Here is a 15,479-nt window from a genome sequence, read left to right as displayed (position 1 = left end):
TCTAGCTTCGTCGGCAGCGTCAGTTGTGTATAAGAGACAGCCCCGGTTGATCACCCCGTTGTTCGGGTGATACATGAACGACCACACCAACGCCGTCACCACCCCCGGAAACGCCATCGGCACGATCAACAACGTCCGGAACACGAACTGCGCCCGCTCACCCCGCAACGAAATCAACAACTCCGCCGCCACCAACGGAATCACCCACGACACCACACCAAAAACGAAAATGAACCCCAAATTCCGAAACGACCGCCACCAAATATCGTCATCAACCATCCTCGCGTAGTTGTCCAGCCCAACAAACGACGACACCTGACCCGGATTCCAATCCCAAAACGACCGCGCGATCCCACTCACCGCCGGGTAGTACTGAAACACCACCAACACCACCACCAACGGCACCAACGCCACATAGGCGAGCCAGGGGATCCCGCGCCGCCGCTGCGCCAGCTCCGGCCGGGACTCCCGGACCGGCGGTGGTGTGAGCGGCGGTGGTGTGAGCGGCGCTCCAACCGTTCCTGTCATCGTGTCCTCCGTCGAGCGTCGGGGCGCAGTACATCGTGGGCCGTGGGCGCGGCCGGTCCCGGTTGCCGCAGCCGCGATCCGCGCGTCACTCCCTCGCGCCGGACCGGTCAGCTCTGCGCCCAGTCATCCGTCCAGCCACCGTCCTCGACCTGCTCCGTCGCCCACTGAATCCAGTCCTCGCGCAGGCCGGCCAGCGTGTCCTCCAGCGACGTCGAGCCCAGCAGGTAGCCGTCGTAGATCGGCGTCCAGAACTTCGCCTTGGGCACAAGCGCCGACAGCGACTGCACCGGCAGCGGCTCGGCCCAGACGCCGGTCATCAGCGGTTCGAGCCCGGGCGCGGGGGTAGCGCCCTCCAGCGACGGGATGCCACCCGACCCGTCCAGCCAGGGTTGGCCGCCCTCGGGGCTGGTGATGAACTGGAGGAACTTGATGGCGGCGTCGAGTTCCTCGCCGGTCGTGGTCGAGGGGATCATGTAGCTGGTGCCCTCGGTGTTGGCGCCGTGCCGGGCAGGCTCGCCCGTGGAGAGGGCCGAGTCGTCCTCCGTCACCTGCGGGAACGGCATGGTCGCCCACTCGAAGCCGGCGTCCTCGAGCAGCGGGGCGTAGAAGTTCGACGCGTAGGCCATCGCCGCCTTGCCCGACAGCAGGTCCTCGAAGCCGCCCCCGGTGGTGATGCCGGACCAGTTGGGCGTCGCGCACTCGTCGTAGAACTCCTTGGTCAGCCGCAGCGTCTCGCCGACCTCGGGGATGGTGGTCGCGTCGAGCTCGCCGGTCAGGACGGCCCTGGCCATGCTCTTGATCGAGACGGTGGCGGACCTGCCGGGTTCGTTGTCCGGGCCGTACTGGTTCCACTCGTCGGCGTACTTCGCCATCAGCATCGAGCTGATGTTCTGAACGGTCCAGCCCTGGTTGAGAAACCCGGCGGTGATGGCGAACGGGTCGTAGCCGGCGTCTCGCAGGTCGCTGCAGGCGGAGATCAGCTCGCCGAAGGTCTCCGGCGGGCCGTCGAGGCCGGCCTCGGCCAGCGCTTCGGCGTTGTAGAACAGTCCGAGGATCACCAGGTTGAAGGGGATGAACTCGTAGTTGCCGGCCGCGTTGCGCGCGCTGACCGCGTCGGGGCCGAAGTAGTCCTGGTTGAACAGGTCGATCCAGCGCTCGTTGCCCTCTACGTACGGGTTGGGCTCCTGGAGGTAATCGTCGAGCGGCACGACCTGGTCGGCCGTGTGCGAGACGCTGCGGAAGATCAGCTCCGGCGCCGTCCCGGCGGCCAGCTGCGTGGAGAGGGTGTCGCCGAAGTCCGCCGGCAGCACGTTCGTCTCGACGTTGATTCCCGGCTCCTCCTCCTCGAACCGGGCGACGAGGTCCTCCCAGGCCGGGCCGAAGGTGTCCGGGTCGGTGGTCCACTGGTTGGGTCCGGCGATGGTGATCGTCACCTGGCCGTCGCTCTCGCCGTCGTCGCCGCCGCCGCACGCGCTCACCATCAGTGTCGCTGCGACGACGAGCGCGCCGGCTCGTACGGCGGTTCTCCTGCTCGTCAGGGGTGTCATCGAAGGGCTCCTGTCTGCTGCGTGCTCGTCGCGGCGAAGAGGTCGAGGTCGATGGCGCCTGCCATCGCCGCGTAACCGGCCGCGTTGGGATGCGTGCCGTCGGCGTCGTAGTCGGCTCGGATGTGGCCCGGATCGGCGGGGTCGTCGACGACGGCGTCGAAGTCGATCACGGCGTCGTACACGGTGTTCGAGCGGATCCACTCGTTCACCTCGAGCCGTCGTTCCTCGTGTTCGGCGGTCCAGCCCACGCCGTTGCCACGCGGGATGAGCGTGGCGACGACGGCCCGCGCCCCGGCGTCGTGGATGCGCTGTGCCGCGGTCTCCAGGGAAGCGATCACGTGCGCCGCGGTCTCGCCGACATAGATGTCGTTGGTCCCGTGGAACACCACGACGTCGGTCACGCCGGTCTGGGTCAGCACGTCGCGGTCCAGCCGGGCCAGGCCGTTGACACCGACCAGGGGGTTCTCGACGGAGTTGAGCGTGTTGCCGCCGATCCCCGCGTTGACCACCGCGCGCCGCCGCGGGTCGTCCGGCGCCAGCGCGTCGAGCCGGTCGGCCAGCACGTCGGGCCACCGGTTGTCGGCGTCGAGGTCGGCGCCCGCCCCGTCGGTGATCGAGTCGCCGAGGGCCACGACGGTCCCCCGCACCTGGGCGCCGAGAACGTCGACCGCGTCCAGCCAGTACGTGCTCGTGCTCACCGGTGCGAACGCCGCGCCCCCCGCGTCGCCGGTGTGGTCGCCGGCTCCTTCGACGGTCGCGTACTGGGTCTTCAGCGCCCAGTCGTGCGACAGCAGGGGCAGCGAGGCCGCGGCGTGGGTGCTGACGAGGAGGTCGTCGCCGGCGGATACGGGTAGGGCCACGGGGTCGGTGTACACGGTCTCGCCGGGCCGCACCCGGATCTCCGCCGATCCCATGACGGTCAGCGGCCGCGGTTCGCCCTCGACGTCCGCGCCGGTGCCGGCACGCACGCCCACCGAGGCGGCGTCGAACACGAGGTCCTGGTCGGAGAACGGGTTGACGAACCGGACCCGCACCGCGCTGCCGCCGGTGGACAGGTCGAGCGCCTGCCGGTAGGTGGCGTCCGGCCTGCTGTCGCCGCCGTAGTGGCCGCCGATCGACGCGCCCCATGCCGCCCGCCAGGCGGGCAGCGAGCCGGCGCTCTCGGTGACTCCGACGTCGTCGACCTGCAGGTGCGGTCCGCCCACCCAGTCGAAGTCGGTCCCGAGGACGCGGTAGGACACGTCGATGCCGGTGACGGCGTCGCGGTGCGGCCAGTCCGACACGTCGACGGCGACCCGGTTCCAGGAGTCCGGCACGAAGTCCGGCATGGCCTGTGAGATCGACTCGTCGCCGCTGTGCAGCGTCAGGGTCGCCTCGTAGCCGGTCGCGCCGGGCACGCCGCCGTAGGCGTCGACCCAGGCGTACACCTCCTCGGCCGTGCCCAGGTCGAGCGGCGTCTCCGGCCGCACCGACACCGTCTTGGCCTGCGAGACGTCACCGTCGGCCATGATCGCGTCGAGGGCGTAGGTGCCGCCGTGCGGGCGCTGCGGGCCGTTCGGGAACGACGAGGCCGTCGCCACCGAGACGACGTTCTCACCGGCGGTCCACCCCTGGGTGCCGTCCTCGAAGTCGTAGATGAGGGTCGGCGGTGGCGCAGGCATTTCGATCGTGACGGCGTAGCGGTGCTCGCCGAGGATCAGGCACAGCAGCGGGAAGTCCGGGTCCACCGGCGCGAAGGTCTCCAGCGTCGCGGTGACAGTCGTCGCGCCGCCGGCCGGGGCCAGCCCGGCGACCGGGAGGCTCGGCTCGGTGATCGTGATGGCGTCGCAGGTGCCGACCTCGAGGTCGCCGGTCAGCGGTGCCGTGCCGTTGTTGACCACGTCGACGCTGAACTGCGAGCCGGGTGCGCCCCGGACGGCCGCGCGCGCCCGCAGGTCGAGGTTGGGCCGCACCCCGGTGAGGTCGGCGTCCTCGGCGAGCACGACGCCGTCGACGTCGAACGTGCCGAGCCAGTCGTCGCCGCTGCTGCCCTTCGCCCAGACCTTGATCCTGGTGATCTCGTCGCGCCCCGACCACGACGACAGGTCCAGCTGCACCGGCTGCCACGTCGAGTCCGCCTCGACCGCGGCGACGCCGGTCGCCACGGTGCCGTCGGCACCGTAGGCGCGCACCTGGACCGAGAACCGGTTGACCGGCGAGAAGGCGCCGGGCTCCGGCTCGGGTACGCGCACCTGGAGCGCGAGGTGGGGTGTCACGGAGGCGTCCAGCGGCTCGGCGAGTGGGAGGTCGACGCCGCGCCACGTCTTGGAATTGGTCCCGTTGGACTGGACGACGTCGGCGTCGTCGAAGTGCGCCCGCAGCACGTGGTCGCCCTCGGCGGCCTGCTCGTCCGGGACCGACTCGATCCGGCCGACGTGGTCCGACGCCTGCCAGCCGTCGACGCCGTCCTCGAAGCCGGACACCGTGGTCGCGCCGGCGACGGAGGCGTAGCCGCTCGCACCGACCTGCTGGGTGGGTCGCCGCTGGTCGATCATGGACGGGTCGAAGCCCGGTATCACCTCGGTCCACTCGTCGATGCCGATGACGTCCTTGGCGAACTCGGTCAGCTCGAGCGAGCCGGGGGTGTCGATGTTCGCGAAGAGGTCGTAGATCTGCTTCTTCTCACCGGGCGAGGCCGGGAAGTCGGTGCGGCTCTCGTCCCAGGTCCACAACCCGATGCGCAGTCCGCCGGCCTGGCGGTTGTCGACCTGCGGGTCCCAGATGAACGCGTCGATGCCGTCCGCGGCGAGGATCTTGTAGTACGCGTAGGCGAAGCATGCCGCCTGCAGCTCCTGGTCCGCGGCGCTGTTGGTGGGGCTCTGGCAGCCCTGCTCGGACAGGATGACCCGCCGCGGCTCCCCGTCGTAGTGGAGTTCCGGACGGTCCAGGTACTCAGGCAGCGTGGCGATGTTCTTGAATGTGATCTTCGGCGTGTCCGGGTCGTCGGTCACCGGGTCGTCCCACACCCTCGGGTCCAGCATGTTCGCCGGGTAGGGGTGGTACGCCAGCTGCCACGGGAAGTCGCCGCGGTCCTTCGTCAGCGCCGCCAGGCCGTCGAGCACGTCGCGGCCGTCGTAGAACTTCAGCGGGTCGTTCGGGTTGGCGTTGGTGGTCCAGAAGTGATCGAGCGAGGTGTAGACGCGAGCGTCGGCGTGGTACTTGCGTGCGGCGTTGAACCCGATCCGCAGCGCCGGCTCGTAGTGCCGCAGGAACTCCGGCAGGGTCTTGCCGCCCATCTGCTGCCAGATGCCGGCCGAGTCGATCTCGTTGCCGACGATGTAGTCCATCGCGCGCCCGTACCGCTCGTCGTCGCGGGTGTACCGGGAGGCCAGGAACTCCATGACCGCGGTGTAGTGCGCGATCCCCTCCGGCGTGACGGTGTTGAACGCGTACGTCATGAAGGAGGTGGGCGCCCCGGTCGGCGCCTCGGGATGGACCAGGATCGGGAACGACGAGTTCGGCTCCTGGTCGTAGACGAGCACCAGCACGAGGTAGACCAGCATGTCGTTGTCCGACAGCGGTTTGATCATGTGGTCGAGCCAGTCGACGTAGGACCGGTCGAAGTAGTAGGTCTCTCCCCCGTACTCGAACTCGATGCTCTGGCCCGGTTCGCCCGGTCCCGCGGTCATCAAATAGTTGACGCCGACGGTCACGGCGGCATGTCCGGCGCCGACCGCCTCGGCGTCGCTGGTCATGGTCACCGCGACGCCCTTCTGGGTGGTCGGCTCCGGCCGCGGCGCGGAGTTCGGCGCGTCGAGGGTCCAGTCGTCGGCGAAGCGGGTGCTCCCGAGCAGCGTGCGAGTGTCGCCACGCACGCCGACGGCCACGAACCCGCTGTAGAGCCGGTCCGCCCCGGCGGCCGTGCGGTCGACGGTCGCGCGGAAGGTGCCGTCGCGATCCGGCCGCACGACCTCCAGCGGCGTGGAGGCCGGCGCCTCGGTGACGGTGGCGCCGTCGGCCGACGGAGCCACCTCGTGGATCTCCACCGACTGCGGACACCGCTCGGAGACCGCTCCGGTGATGGTGACGGTGTCGTTCCCGACGCTCACCTCGGTGATGCCCGCTGCCGGTTCCTGGCACGCCCGCGGCCCGCCGTAGTCGCCCGTCGACGGCACCCCGGCCGTTCCCGCCGGCGTGCTGGTCGCTCCCGCCGGCACGCCGGCAGCGACCAGCGCCACCAGGGTCAGCGCGGCCAGCACCACCGCCGCCAGCCCGCCACCGGATGTCCTCGCTCTGCCCATGTTCGCTGCTCCTTCGTCGGATGCGCCGGAACGTGCCGGCGTCAGGACGTGCTCAGCAGTCGGCGGCGGTAGGTCTCGTCCTCGCGAGACCCGATCCGCTCCACCTCGGACGGCGCCAACGGCGTGACGCCACCGATCGACGCGGCGGCGATGGTGATCCGCGCGATCTTCTCGGTCATGATCGTCGTGTCCAGGGCTTGCCTCGGCGTGCTGCCGAAGGCGAAGACCCCGTGGTTGCCCGCGAGCAGCAGCCGCGGCCAGCGGCCGGTGCTCGCGCGGAACCGGTGCAGCTCATGGCCCGTCGCGCGGGCAAGCTCCTGCCCTGGATCGACGTACGGGAGCCAGCACGCCGTCTCGCCGAGCATGACGACGTGGTCCGGGTACAGCCGCTGGGTGGCAAGGCTCGGTCCGTGCTCGCCGCAGAGCACGGCCAGCGCGTGGACCGGGTGCGTGTGCGCGACGTAGACCGGCCCCATCGCCGCGGCGACCACGGCGTGCAGGCCGGCCTCGACGGTCGGCCGCGCCGCCGTGTCGTCGACCCGGCTCGCCAGCAGGGCCTCGAGCCACTCGTCGTCGGTGCCGTCGCGCTCCAGGGCCGCGACCAGACCGTCCGGGCGGATGCGGACCAGCGATCCTTCGTCGGCCTCGGCCAGACGGCTGCCGCTCGCGGTGACGTAGACGGTGCCGTCCGGCCCGGGACCCGAGGCGTTGCCCTCGCCGGCGACCACGAACCCCGCGGCGGGGTCGCCCAGCTCGCGGCAGAGCCGGGCCAGCTCGGCGGCCGGCCCGCTGGCCTGCCCAGCGGCGGTGCTCACCATCCGGCCGGTGTCCCGACGCGCTCGGCGTTGCGCCGTTCCTGCTCGCCGGACTCGCGGTACGCGGCCAGCGGGTCGGCCGGCACGCCGAGCCGGTCGCGCACCCGTGCCAGCAGCGGCCGGACGTCGGTCTCGAAGGCGTCGTTGACGATCTCGTTGGCGCCGACGACGTCGCCCTCGACCCGCCGCCGGTCCAGCGCGTCGCGGTCGACCAGCAGCGCCTTGGCGAACGCGGTCTGCATGGCGGTCACGCTGCGGATCATCGCCGGGATCTTGTCCTCGATCATCGCGCACTGGTCGATCTTGTAGAGGATCGACCGGGCGGCCGCGGAGACGGCGGCGTCCGCGTCGTCTTCGGCGCTGACCAGCTCCAGCGCGATCAGGAACGTCTCCTGCGGGTTGATCGCGCCGACGAACAGGTCGTCGTCGCCGTACTTCTTGCTGTTGAGGTCGAACCCGCCGAGGCGCCCACGGTCGAGGAGCGTGGCGACGATGTGCTCGATGTTGACGCCCAGCGCGTGGTGACCGATGTCGACCAGGACCCTGGCGCGCTCCCCCAGGGCCTCGCACAGGGTGAGCGACTGGCCCCAGTCCGCGATGTCGGTGTGGTAGAACGCCGGCTCGAAGAACTTGTACTCGAGGATCATCTCCGCGTGTCCGGGCAGCGCCTCGTACGCGTCGCGCAGGCCGTCCTCGAGGTGGCGCCTACGACGCCGGAAGCTGCCCTGTCCAGGGTAGTTGGTGCCGTCGGCGATCCACATCGACAGCCGGTCCGAGCCGACCGCCGTCATGATGTCGACACACTCGCGGACGTGCGCGGTGGCCTGCTTGCGTACTGCCGCGTCCTCGCTGGTCAGCGAGCCGAGCCGGTAGGCGTCGTCCTGGAACAGGTTCGGGCTGATCGAGCCGATGCGGACACCCTGCTCCTGCGCGTAGCCGGCCAGGGCGGCGTAGTCGTCGACCCGGTCCCACGGGATGTGCAGGGCCACCGTTGGCGCCACGCCGGTGAGGCGATGGACGAGAGCAGCGTCGTCGATCTTCTCGTGGACATCGCGCGGCGTGCCCGGAGTGTTGTAGACCTTGAACCGCGTCCCGGTGCTCACGTAGCCCCATGACTGGGTCTCGATGTGCTGACGGCTCAGCCGATCGACGATGTGCTCGGCGTCGGTCATCGTGCCTCCTGTGTCTCGTGGGAAGACGGCGTCAGATGAGTCGCCGTCGGGCGGCCCAGGCGACGGCCTCGATCGTGGTGCCGACCCCGATCGCGTCGCAGATCGACCTGACCCGGCGACGGATGGTCCGGTCGCTCACCGCGAGGGTGCGTGCCACCCGCGGCGCCGGCATGCCGGTGGCGAGCAGCGCGAGGAGCTCGAGATCGGCACGCGAGACCGCCGGGGTCTGCGACGACCGCACCAGCCACATCGCACCTCGGCGGTCGTGGCCGTCCGGGCCGGCCGGGGTGGCGTGCGCGTCCGCCCAGCCGGGCCGCGCACCGGCCGCGACCTGGGCCGGCGCGGGCGAGCGCGGCCAGGATGGCCGTCGGTCGATGACGGCGACCTCGGGCATGCGAACCACCTCCGGGTTTTGAAGCGCTTCAATTCGTGTTCCGAGCACGTTACGGGCGTGTTTCGGACCGGTCAAGGGGTGGACCGGGGTCCTGTCCGAACGTGGTCAGGACCCCGGCGACCTCGTCAGTGCGGCATGGTCGCCCGGAACTCGTAGCGGCCGGAGCCGGCCACCAGGTGCGTGCCCGACCCGTCCTCGGCCACCTCGGAGACGCCCGGCGCGTCGGCGACCGGGACGCCGCCCTCGGTCGCGGCCAGGCCCGGGATGACCACCTCGGCCGTCACGTTGGCGGGCACGTCGACGTCCAGCGTGACGGCACCGTCGGCGACCGACCACCGCACGTCGACGCGGCCGCGCACGGTGTCGTGCCAGGCATGCGCCCGGTCGATGCCGGCGCCTGGCCGCGGCGCGACGGTGACGCGGGCGTACCCGGGCGCGGCGGGCGCGATCCCGCCGACGTGCCGGTAGACCCACTCCCCGACCGATCCCAGCGCGAAGTGGTTGAACGAGTTCATCCACGGGTCCTGGAAGCCGACGCCGGGCCGCCAGCCGTCCCAGCGCTCCCAGATCGTGGTGGCACCGTGCTTGATGTGGTGCCCCCACGACGGGTACTCGTCGTTGAGCAGCAGCCGGTAGGCGAGGTCGGTCCGGCCGATGCCGGTCAGGGTTGGCAGCAGGTGGCTGACGGCGAGGAACCCCGTCGTCACGTGCCCGCGCTGCTCCACCTCCAAGGCGAGCGCCTTCGCCGCGGTGTCCCGCTGTGCGGGCAGCAGCAGGTCGAACGCCAGCGCCAGCACGTACGCGGTCTGGGTGCCGGCCGTGACGGTGCCGTCGGGCTCGACGAACGCGTCGCGGAAGGCGGCCGCGACCGCGTCGGCCAGCGACCGCGCCGCCGCGGCGTCACCCGCACGGCCGGCCACCCGTGCCTGCTCGGCGACCAGGGCCGCGGACCGGGCGAAGTACGCGGTCGCGACCAGGTCCTTCGGCGTCTCCTCGGGCGCCAGCCAGTCGCCGTAGTCGTTGTTGCGCCCCTCGCGCCAGATCAGGTCGGGGTTGCGCGAGCGGATGTACTCCAGCCAGCCCAGGCCAGCGTCGAGGTGCCGTTCGACGATCCGCCGGTCGCCGTACTCGTGGTACATCGCCCACAGGACGACGACGCCGGCGTCGGCGTAGCCGGGCGAGCCCTCGCGGGCCCACTCCAGCACCACGCACGGCGCGATGTCGGGCAGCGCCCCGTTGTCCATGCGAGTGTCGCCGATGTCGTCCATCCACTTGGTCATGAAGCTGGCGATATCGGCGTTGAACATCGCGGTCGGGGTGAAGATCTGCGCGTCGCCGGTCCATCCCAGGCGCTCGTCGCGCTGCGGGCAGTCGGTCGGCACCTCGATGAAGTTGCTGAGCATCCCCCACTGGATGTTGTGCTGCAGTTGGTCGACCAGCTGGTTCCCGGTCTCGATGCCGCCGGCGAACCCGGTCAGCGACGAGATGGCGACACCGGTGACGGCGTCGGCGTCGAGTGTGCCTGGGTAGCCGGTGACTTCGGCGTAGCGGAAGCCGTGGAAGGTGAAGGTGGGCTCGAACACGTCGTCGCCGCCGGACAGGATGAACGTGTCCGTCGCGCGAGCGCCGCGCAGGTTGTCGGTGTAGATCGTGCCGTCGGGGTTGAGCACCTCGGCGTGGCGCACCCGCACGATGGTGCCGGCCGGACCGCTGGCGCGCAGCCGGACTCGGCCGGCCAGGTTCTGCCCGAGGTCGACGACGAACGACCCCGGCACCGGCTCGGTGATTGCGACCGGGGCGATCTCGGTGTACGGGCCGGCAGCGTCGATCAGCGCCGGCACCAGCCGTCCCTCCGGGCCCTTCTCGACGGCGACCGGCCGCCAGGTGCCCCGATCGGTCGCACCGGACGCACACCAGTCGCCGAGTTCCAGCCGTGCATCGTAGGTCTCGCCCTGCAGCAGGTCCGAGGCCTGGATCGGGCCGAACGTGCCCTCCCACGAACCGTCGGTGCCGGTCACCGTGCGGGAGCCGTCGGCGTGGTCGAGGACGATGACCGCGCGGAAGACCGGCACCTCGCCCCAGAACTCCCGCTTGTGGAACGGCCCGACGTTGCCGCTGTACCAGCCGTCGGACAGCACCGCGCCCAGCACGTTGGACTCGCCCAGCAGCTCGGTGACGTCATAGGCGTGGTACGGCACCCGGAAGCGGTAGTCCGTCCACCCCGGCGCCAGTGTGGCGGCGGTGACCGGTGCCCCATTGAGCCAGAGCTGGAACACCCCGCCGGCCGTCGCGTAGACGCGGGCGCGCCGCACCGGCCGGTCCACGTCGAGCCGCCGCCGCAGGCACGGTGCCGGGCGGTGCTCGTCGTGGTAGTACTTCGACCTCGGCAGCGTGATCCACTCGGCGGAGTCCCAGGCGCGGGTGTCCGGGCCGGTCTCGAACCGGGCCGGCTCCGACCGAACCTCGTCGCCGCCCTCGAGCGTCACGACGACGCTCCACACGTAGGTGGTCAAGGGCTCGAGAGTGGGGCCCTCGTACTCGATGCCGACCGTCTCGGCCGAGGTCACCGTGCCGGAGTTCCAGAGCGGCGAGCCCTCGGCGTCGCGCGACACGACCACGCAATACGCGGCCTGGCGCACACCGCGGTCGGTGCTGCTCAGCTGCCAGCTCAGCCGCGGCCGTTCGGCCTCGACGGCCAGCGGCGCGTCGCGGTGTTCGACGCGGAGACGGTTCACGACGGTCACGTTGCTCTCTCCTCACGAGTGGACGTGGACACGAGCCTGCTCGCCCACGGGCCTGGTGTACATCGTTCTGACCGTTGTCGGACTCGGCCCGCCGTCGCCCTGTCCAGGTTCGGCCATCGGCTTGCTCACGCGCCAGGGCCTGTCGAAGACTCGCGGCACCAGCGGTGTCCCGCCGGAGCGTCGACCGGACCCGCGTTCCACCCGACCGGTGAGGAACCTTGAGCGAGGAGACTTGAGCACGGACACGTACGTGGCGGTCGACCTCGGCGCCACCAGCGGGCGGGTGATCGTGGGCCGGGTCAGCGGGCGATCGGTCACGACGGACACCGTGGCACGGTTCCCGAACGAGCCGCTGTCGTGGCCCGACGGGCTGCACTGGAACCTCCCGGCCATCTACCAGAACGTGCTGGACGGTGTGCGGCGCGCGGTGCGCGACGCCGGGGACGTGCGCGGTGTCGGCATCGACTCGTGGGGCGTCGACTACGGACTGGTCGGCGCGGACGGCCGCCTCATCGGACTGCCGTACCACTACCGCGACGCACGCACCCGCGGTCTGGCCGACGAGCTCGACGAGGCCGCACTGTACCGCCGCACCGGCGTCCCCAACCAGGAGATCAACACGCTCACACAGCTGGTCGCCGAACGGCGCGCCGGCGCGCTCGACCCATCCGCCCGCCTGGTCTTCATCGCCGACCTGCTCGCCTACCTACTGACCGGCCAGCTGGGCGCCGAGCGGACGCTGGCCAGCACGTCGCAGCTCTTCGACCCGGCCGGGCATTGGTCGGAGGAGACCATCGACGCACACGGCCTCCCGCGGCGGCTGTTCCCCGAGACCCGTCGCGCCGGAGACGTCATCGGCGAGCTGCGTGCCGGCCTCGTCGACGATCTCGGTCTGAGGGCCGCGCTGCCCGTGCGCGCGGTCGCCGCCCACGACACCGCGTCCGCCGTCGCCGCCGTCCCGGCGGCAGGCGACGACGTCGCGTACATCTCGTGCGGCACCTGGGCGCTGGCCGGCGTCGAGCTCGACCGGCCGATCAGGTCCGAGGCCAGCCGCGCCGCGGGCTTCACCAACGAGCTCGGTGCCGCCGGCTCGGTGCGCTACCAGAAGAACCTGACCGCGCTGTGGATCCTCTCCGAGTGCCTGCGCACGTGGTCGCGCGACGGGCGCGCGCGGGACCTGCCCGCGCTGGTCCGGGCGGCGGCCGACGTGCCGGGGTTCACCGGCATCGTCGATCCGGATGCCCCGGAGCTGGCCCGTCCTGGCGACATGCCGGGGAAGATCGCCCGCTTCTGCGAACGCACCGGCCAGCCGGTCCCCGCGACGGAGGCGGAGACGACCAGGTGCGTCATCGACAGCCTCGCCCTGGCCTTCGCCCACTACGTCGGCCAGGCCGCTCACCTGTCCGGGTCCCGGGTCGACGTCGTCCATCTCGTCGGCGGCGGCGCCAACAACACCCTGCTGTGCCAGCTCACCGCCGACGCCACCGGGCTGCCCGTGGTCGCCGGGCCCGTCGAGGCGACCGCCCTGGGCAACCTGCTGGTCCAAGCACTCGGAGCAGGCACCGCCGACGAGCTCGTGGCCGTGCGCGCCATGAGCGCGGCGTCGTCGCGGACGGCGCGGTACGAGCCGCGCGGGAGCCCCGCGGTCGAGACGGCGCGCCGGCGGTTCGAGGCCCTGCTCGCGCCGGCGTCATGACCACGCCGTGGACTGCGCGCGTACGGGCGCGGGCCCGGCGCCAGGAGCCGCCGGCCGTCGGGGCGAGGATGGTCGAGGCATCCGGCGCAGGCGCGACGCGCGGGCGTGTCACGCGCGTCGTCCTGCGCTGTCCTGCCGACCTCACGCCGGCGCGTGACGTGGCCGCGGTGCTGGCACGGCCCGCGGTGAGCGACGGGCCCGGCTCGTCCGCCGTCGTGCTCCTGCACGGTGGCGGCGGTCGCGCCGAGCCGCGGTGGGCACGGTCGTGGGCCGCGCGCGGACACACCGCACTGGCCCTTGACCTCGGCGCGCCACGTGCGGTCGCCGGCGAGGCACGGCCGGCCCGGCTGGACCACGCCGGCATCTTCGACGCCGTCGCGCAGGGCACCGGGCACAGCTGGCTCCACCAGGCGGTCGAGGCCTGTGTCGACGCGGTCACCTTCGTGCGGTCCCTGCCCGGCGTGGACCCGCGGGCCGTCGGCGTGTGCGGCGTCTCGTGGGGCGGGTACGTCGCGCTGCTGCTGGCCTCGGCCGATCCCCGGCTGCGCTACGCGGTGGACGTGTACGCCGCGGGCTTCCTCGCCCGGGACAGCGCCTGGAGCGCGCTTCTGCGCGACCTGCCGGCGGCGACGGCCCGGCGGTGGACCGCCGCGTTCGACCTCGCGCGCCATGTGCACCGCGTCACGGCGCCGACGCTATGGCTGACCGGAACCGGCGACCCGTGCTTCCCCCTCGACGCGTTCGACGCCACCGCCGGTCTGGCCCGCGGCCCGGTCACCAGGCGCATCGTCCCCGGCCTCGAACACGATCACGAGGCCGCGTGGCGGCTCACCGAGCCGTACGCCTTCGCGGCGGCGGCCCTGGGTGGCGGCCCCGCGCTGCCCGCCCTGCGAGCGGCCCGCGTCGTCGGCGGGCACCTGCGGGCCGAGGTCGAGTCCGCGACACCGGTGCTCCACGCCGCCCTCCATCACACCCGCGACACCGGACCATGGACGACGCGGCGGTGGCGAAGCACCGTCGCGGTGATCGACGGGGCTACTGTGAGAGCCGATGTCCCAGCCGACGGCTTCTCGGCGGCGTTCCTCTCCGCGCGGACCGCCACCGGAACCAGCACCACCGGCCTTCTCACCGGGCGTGCCGCCGAGACGGGGCGCAGACCGAAGGGCGATCCGCTGTGGTGCGTGGCAAGGAACCGAACATGGTGAGCATCGCCGACGTCGCCGCGCACGCCGGCGTGTCTCTGGGCACGGTGTCGAACACGCTGAACCGCCCCGAGATCGTGTCGCACAAGACCCGCGAACGCGTGCTCGCCGCCATCGCCGCGCTCGGCTACGTCGCCAACCAGCACGCCCGGCAGCTCGGCGGTGCGATGAGCCGCGTCATCGGGCTCGTCGTCATCGACGTGTCCAACCCGTTCTTCACCGAGGCCTCACGCGGCGTCGAGGACGCGGCCACCGAGGCCGACCACGCGGTGATCCTGTGCAACTCCGACGACTCCGTCGACCGCGAGGAACGGCACCTGCGCACCCTCGCCGCCGAACGGGTCCGCGGCGTGCTCATCACGCCGTCACGCGGCACCCGGTCGGCGCATCGCATCCTCGCCGAGCACGACATCCCGTTCGTCTACCTCGACCGGCAGGGATCGAGCCGCGAGTGCTCGGTCGCAGTCGACGACGTCCGGGGCGGCGACCTGGCGATGACACACCTGCTCGAACTCGGCCACCGCCACATCGCCTACGTCGCCGGGCCGACCTCGGTCCGCCAGCACTCCGACCGGCTGGCCGGCGCGCGCCAGGCCGTCACCCGGTTCGGACTCGACCCCGCCGAGGCGATCGTGGTCAGCCACAACGACGGCATGGACATCCGGTCCGGCTCGGCCGCGATCGACGGGCTCCTGCGGCGGCGGCGCCCCACCGCCGTCTTCTGCGCGAACGACGTGCTCGCCTTCGGCGCCTACCGTGCCCTGGCCCGGCACGGGGTCCGGGTGCCCGACGACCTGGCACTCATCGGCTACGACGACGTCGACTTCGCGGCGGACTGGATCGTGCCGCTCAGCTCCGTGCGGCAGCCGACGCGCCAGCTGGGCTATGAGGCGGCACGCCTCCTGCTGGACCACTCCTCGGGGCGCGCGGACCACGAGCACCAGCAGATCGTCTTCCAGCCTGAGCTGGTCGTCCGGCAGTCCACGGCCGGCTGACGCCGCCGTCGCCGCTCTCCTCGCCGCTCCGGCCGATCCCGGCAGGTGCGTTGCGCACCGCCGACGGGATGTGCTTCCCTTGATTTGTAGCCGTCTCATACATTTT

The 15,479-nt window shown here is 71.8% G+C and carries 10 protein-coding genes; 3 read left to right on the top strand and 7 right to left on the bottom strand.

Features of this window, described 5'->3' with window-relative positions; all coding sequences use genetic code 11:
• From E1269_RS18730 to E1269_RS18700, 7 genes are all read right to left on the bottom strand, one after another.
• A partial coding sequence (locus E1269_RS18730) for a carbohydrate ABC transporter permease (RefSeq protein WP_131897282.1) occupies positions 1–528 on the bottom strand: 528 nt, incomplete at its 3' end.
• Between the two features lie 107 nt (positions 529–635).
• A complete protein-coding gene (locus tag E1269_RS18725) occupies positions 636–2,075 on the bottom strand; it encodes an ABC transporter substrate-binding protein (protein ID WP_131897280.1) in 1,440 nt (479 codons plus the stop codon).
• On the bottom strand, positions 2,072–6,355 hold the full coding sequence (locus E1269_RS18720) for a DUF5722 domain-containing protein (RefSeq protein WP_131897278.1): 4,284 nt from the start codon (positions 6,353–6,355) through the stop codon (positions 2,072–2,074). The genes E1269_RS18725 and E1269_RS18720 overlap by 4 nt, the downstream gene beginning before the upstream one ends.
• Before the next feature lie 41 nt (positions 6,356–6,396).
• The gene (locus E1269_RS18715) at positions 6,397–7,173 is read right to left on the bottom strand and encodes a class II aldolase/adducin family protein (RefSeq protein WP_131897276.1); all 777 of its coding nucleotides are present in this window, start codon (positions 7,171–7,173) and stop codon (positions 6,397–6,399) included.
• Positions 7,167–8,342 carry an L-rhamnose isomerase gene (gene rhaI / locus E1269_RS18710; RefSeq protein ID WP_131897274.1) on the bottom strand — a complete coding sequence of 392 codons (1,176 nt, stop codon included), beginning with the start codon at positions 8,340–8,342 and terminating at the stop codon, positions 7,167–7,169. The genes E1269_RS18715 and rhaI overlap by 7 nt, the downstream gene beginning before the upstream one ends.
• Positions 8,343–8,373: 31 nt before the next feature.
• On the bottom strand, positions 8,374–8,736 hold the full coding sequence (locus E1269_RS32980) for a helix-turn-helix domain-containing protein (protein ID WP_203433875.1): 363 nt from the start codon (positions 8,734–8,736) through the stop codon (positions 8,374–8,376).
• A gap of 125 nt (positions 8,737–8,861) precedes the next feature.
• Positions 8,862–11,480, bottom strand: coding sequence for a family 78 glycoside hydrolase catalytic domain (locus E1269_RS18700; protein WP_131897272.1), 2,619 nt, complete (start codon positions 11,478–11,480; stop codon positions 8,862–8,864).
• Between the two features lie 232 nt (positions 11,481–11,712).
• On the opposite strand from E1269_RS18700, the gene E1269_RS18695 reads away from it, so the two are divergent.
• From E1269_RS18695 to E1269_RS18685, 3 genes are all read left to right on the top strand, one after another.
• The gene (locus E1269_RS18695) at positions 11,713–13,176 is read left to right on the top strand and encodes a rhamnulokinase (protein ID WP_203433874.1); all 1,464 of its coding nucleotides are present in this window, start codon (positions 11,713–11,715) and stop codon (positions 13,174–13,176) included.
• Positions 13,177–13,343: 167 nt separating this feature from the next.
• Positions 13,344–14,381 (top strand): alpha/beta hydrolase family protein, encoded by a 1,038-nt coding sequence (locus E1269_RS18690; protein WP_162606494.1) that lies wholly within the window; start codon positions 13,344–13,346, stop codon positions 14,379–14,381.
• On the top strand, positions 14,375–15,373 hold the full coding sequence (locus E1269_RS18685) for a LacI family DNA-binding transcriptional regulator (RefSeq protein WP_131897266.1): 999 nt from the start codon (positions 14,375–14,377) through the stop codon (positions 15,371–15,373). The genes E1269_RS18690 and E1269_RS18685 overlap by 7 nt, the downstream gene beginning before the upstream one ends.
• Positions 15,374–15,479 lie beyond the last annotated feature (106 nt).

The sequence above is a fragment of the Jiangella asiatica genome, assembly GCF_004349065.1.
GTDB classification, from domain to species: domain Bacteria; phylum Actinomycetota; class Actinomycetes; order Jiangellales; family Jiangellaceae; genus Jiangella; species Jiangella asiatica.
Note: the sequence above shows the minus strand (reverse complement) of the source record. Positions and strands in the feature narration are given on the sequence as shown.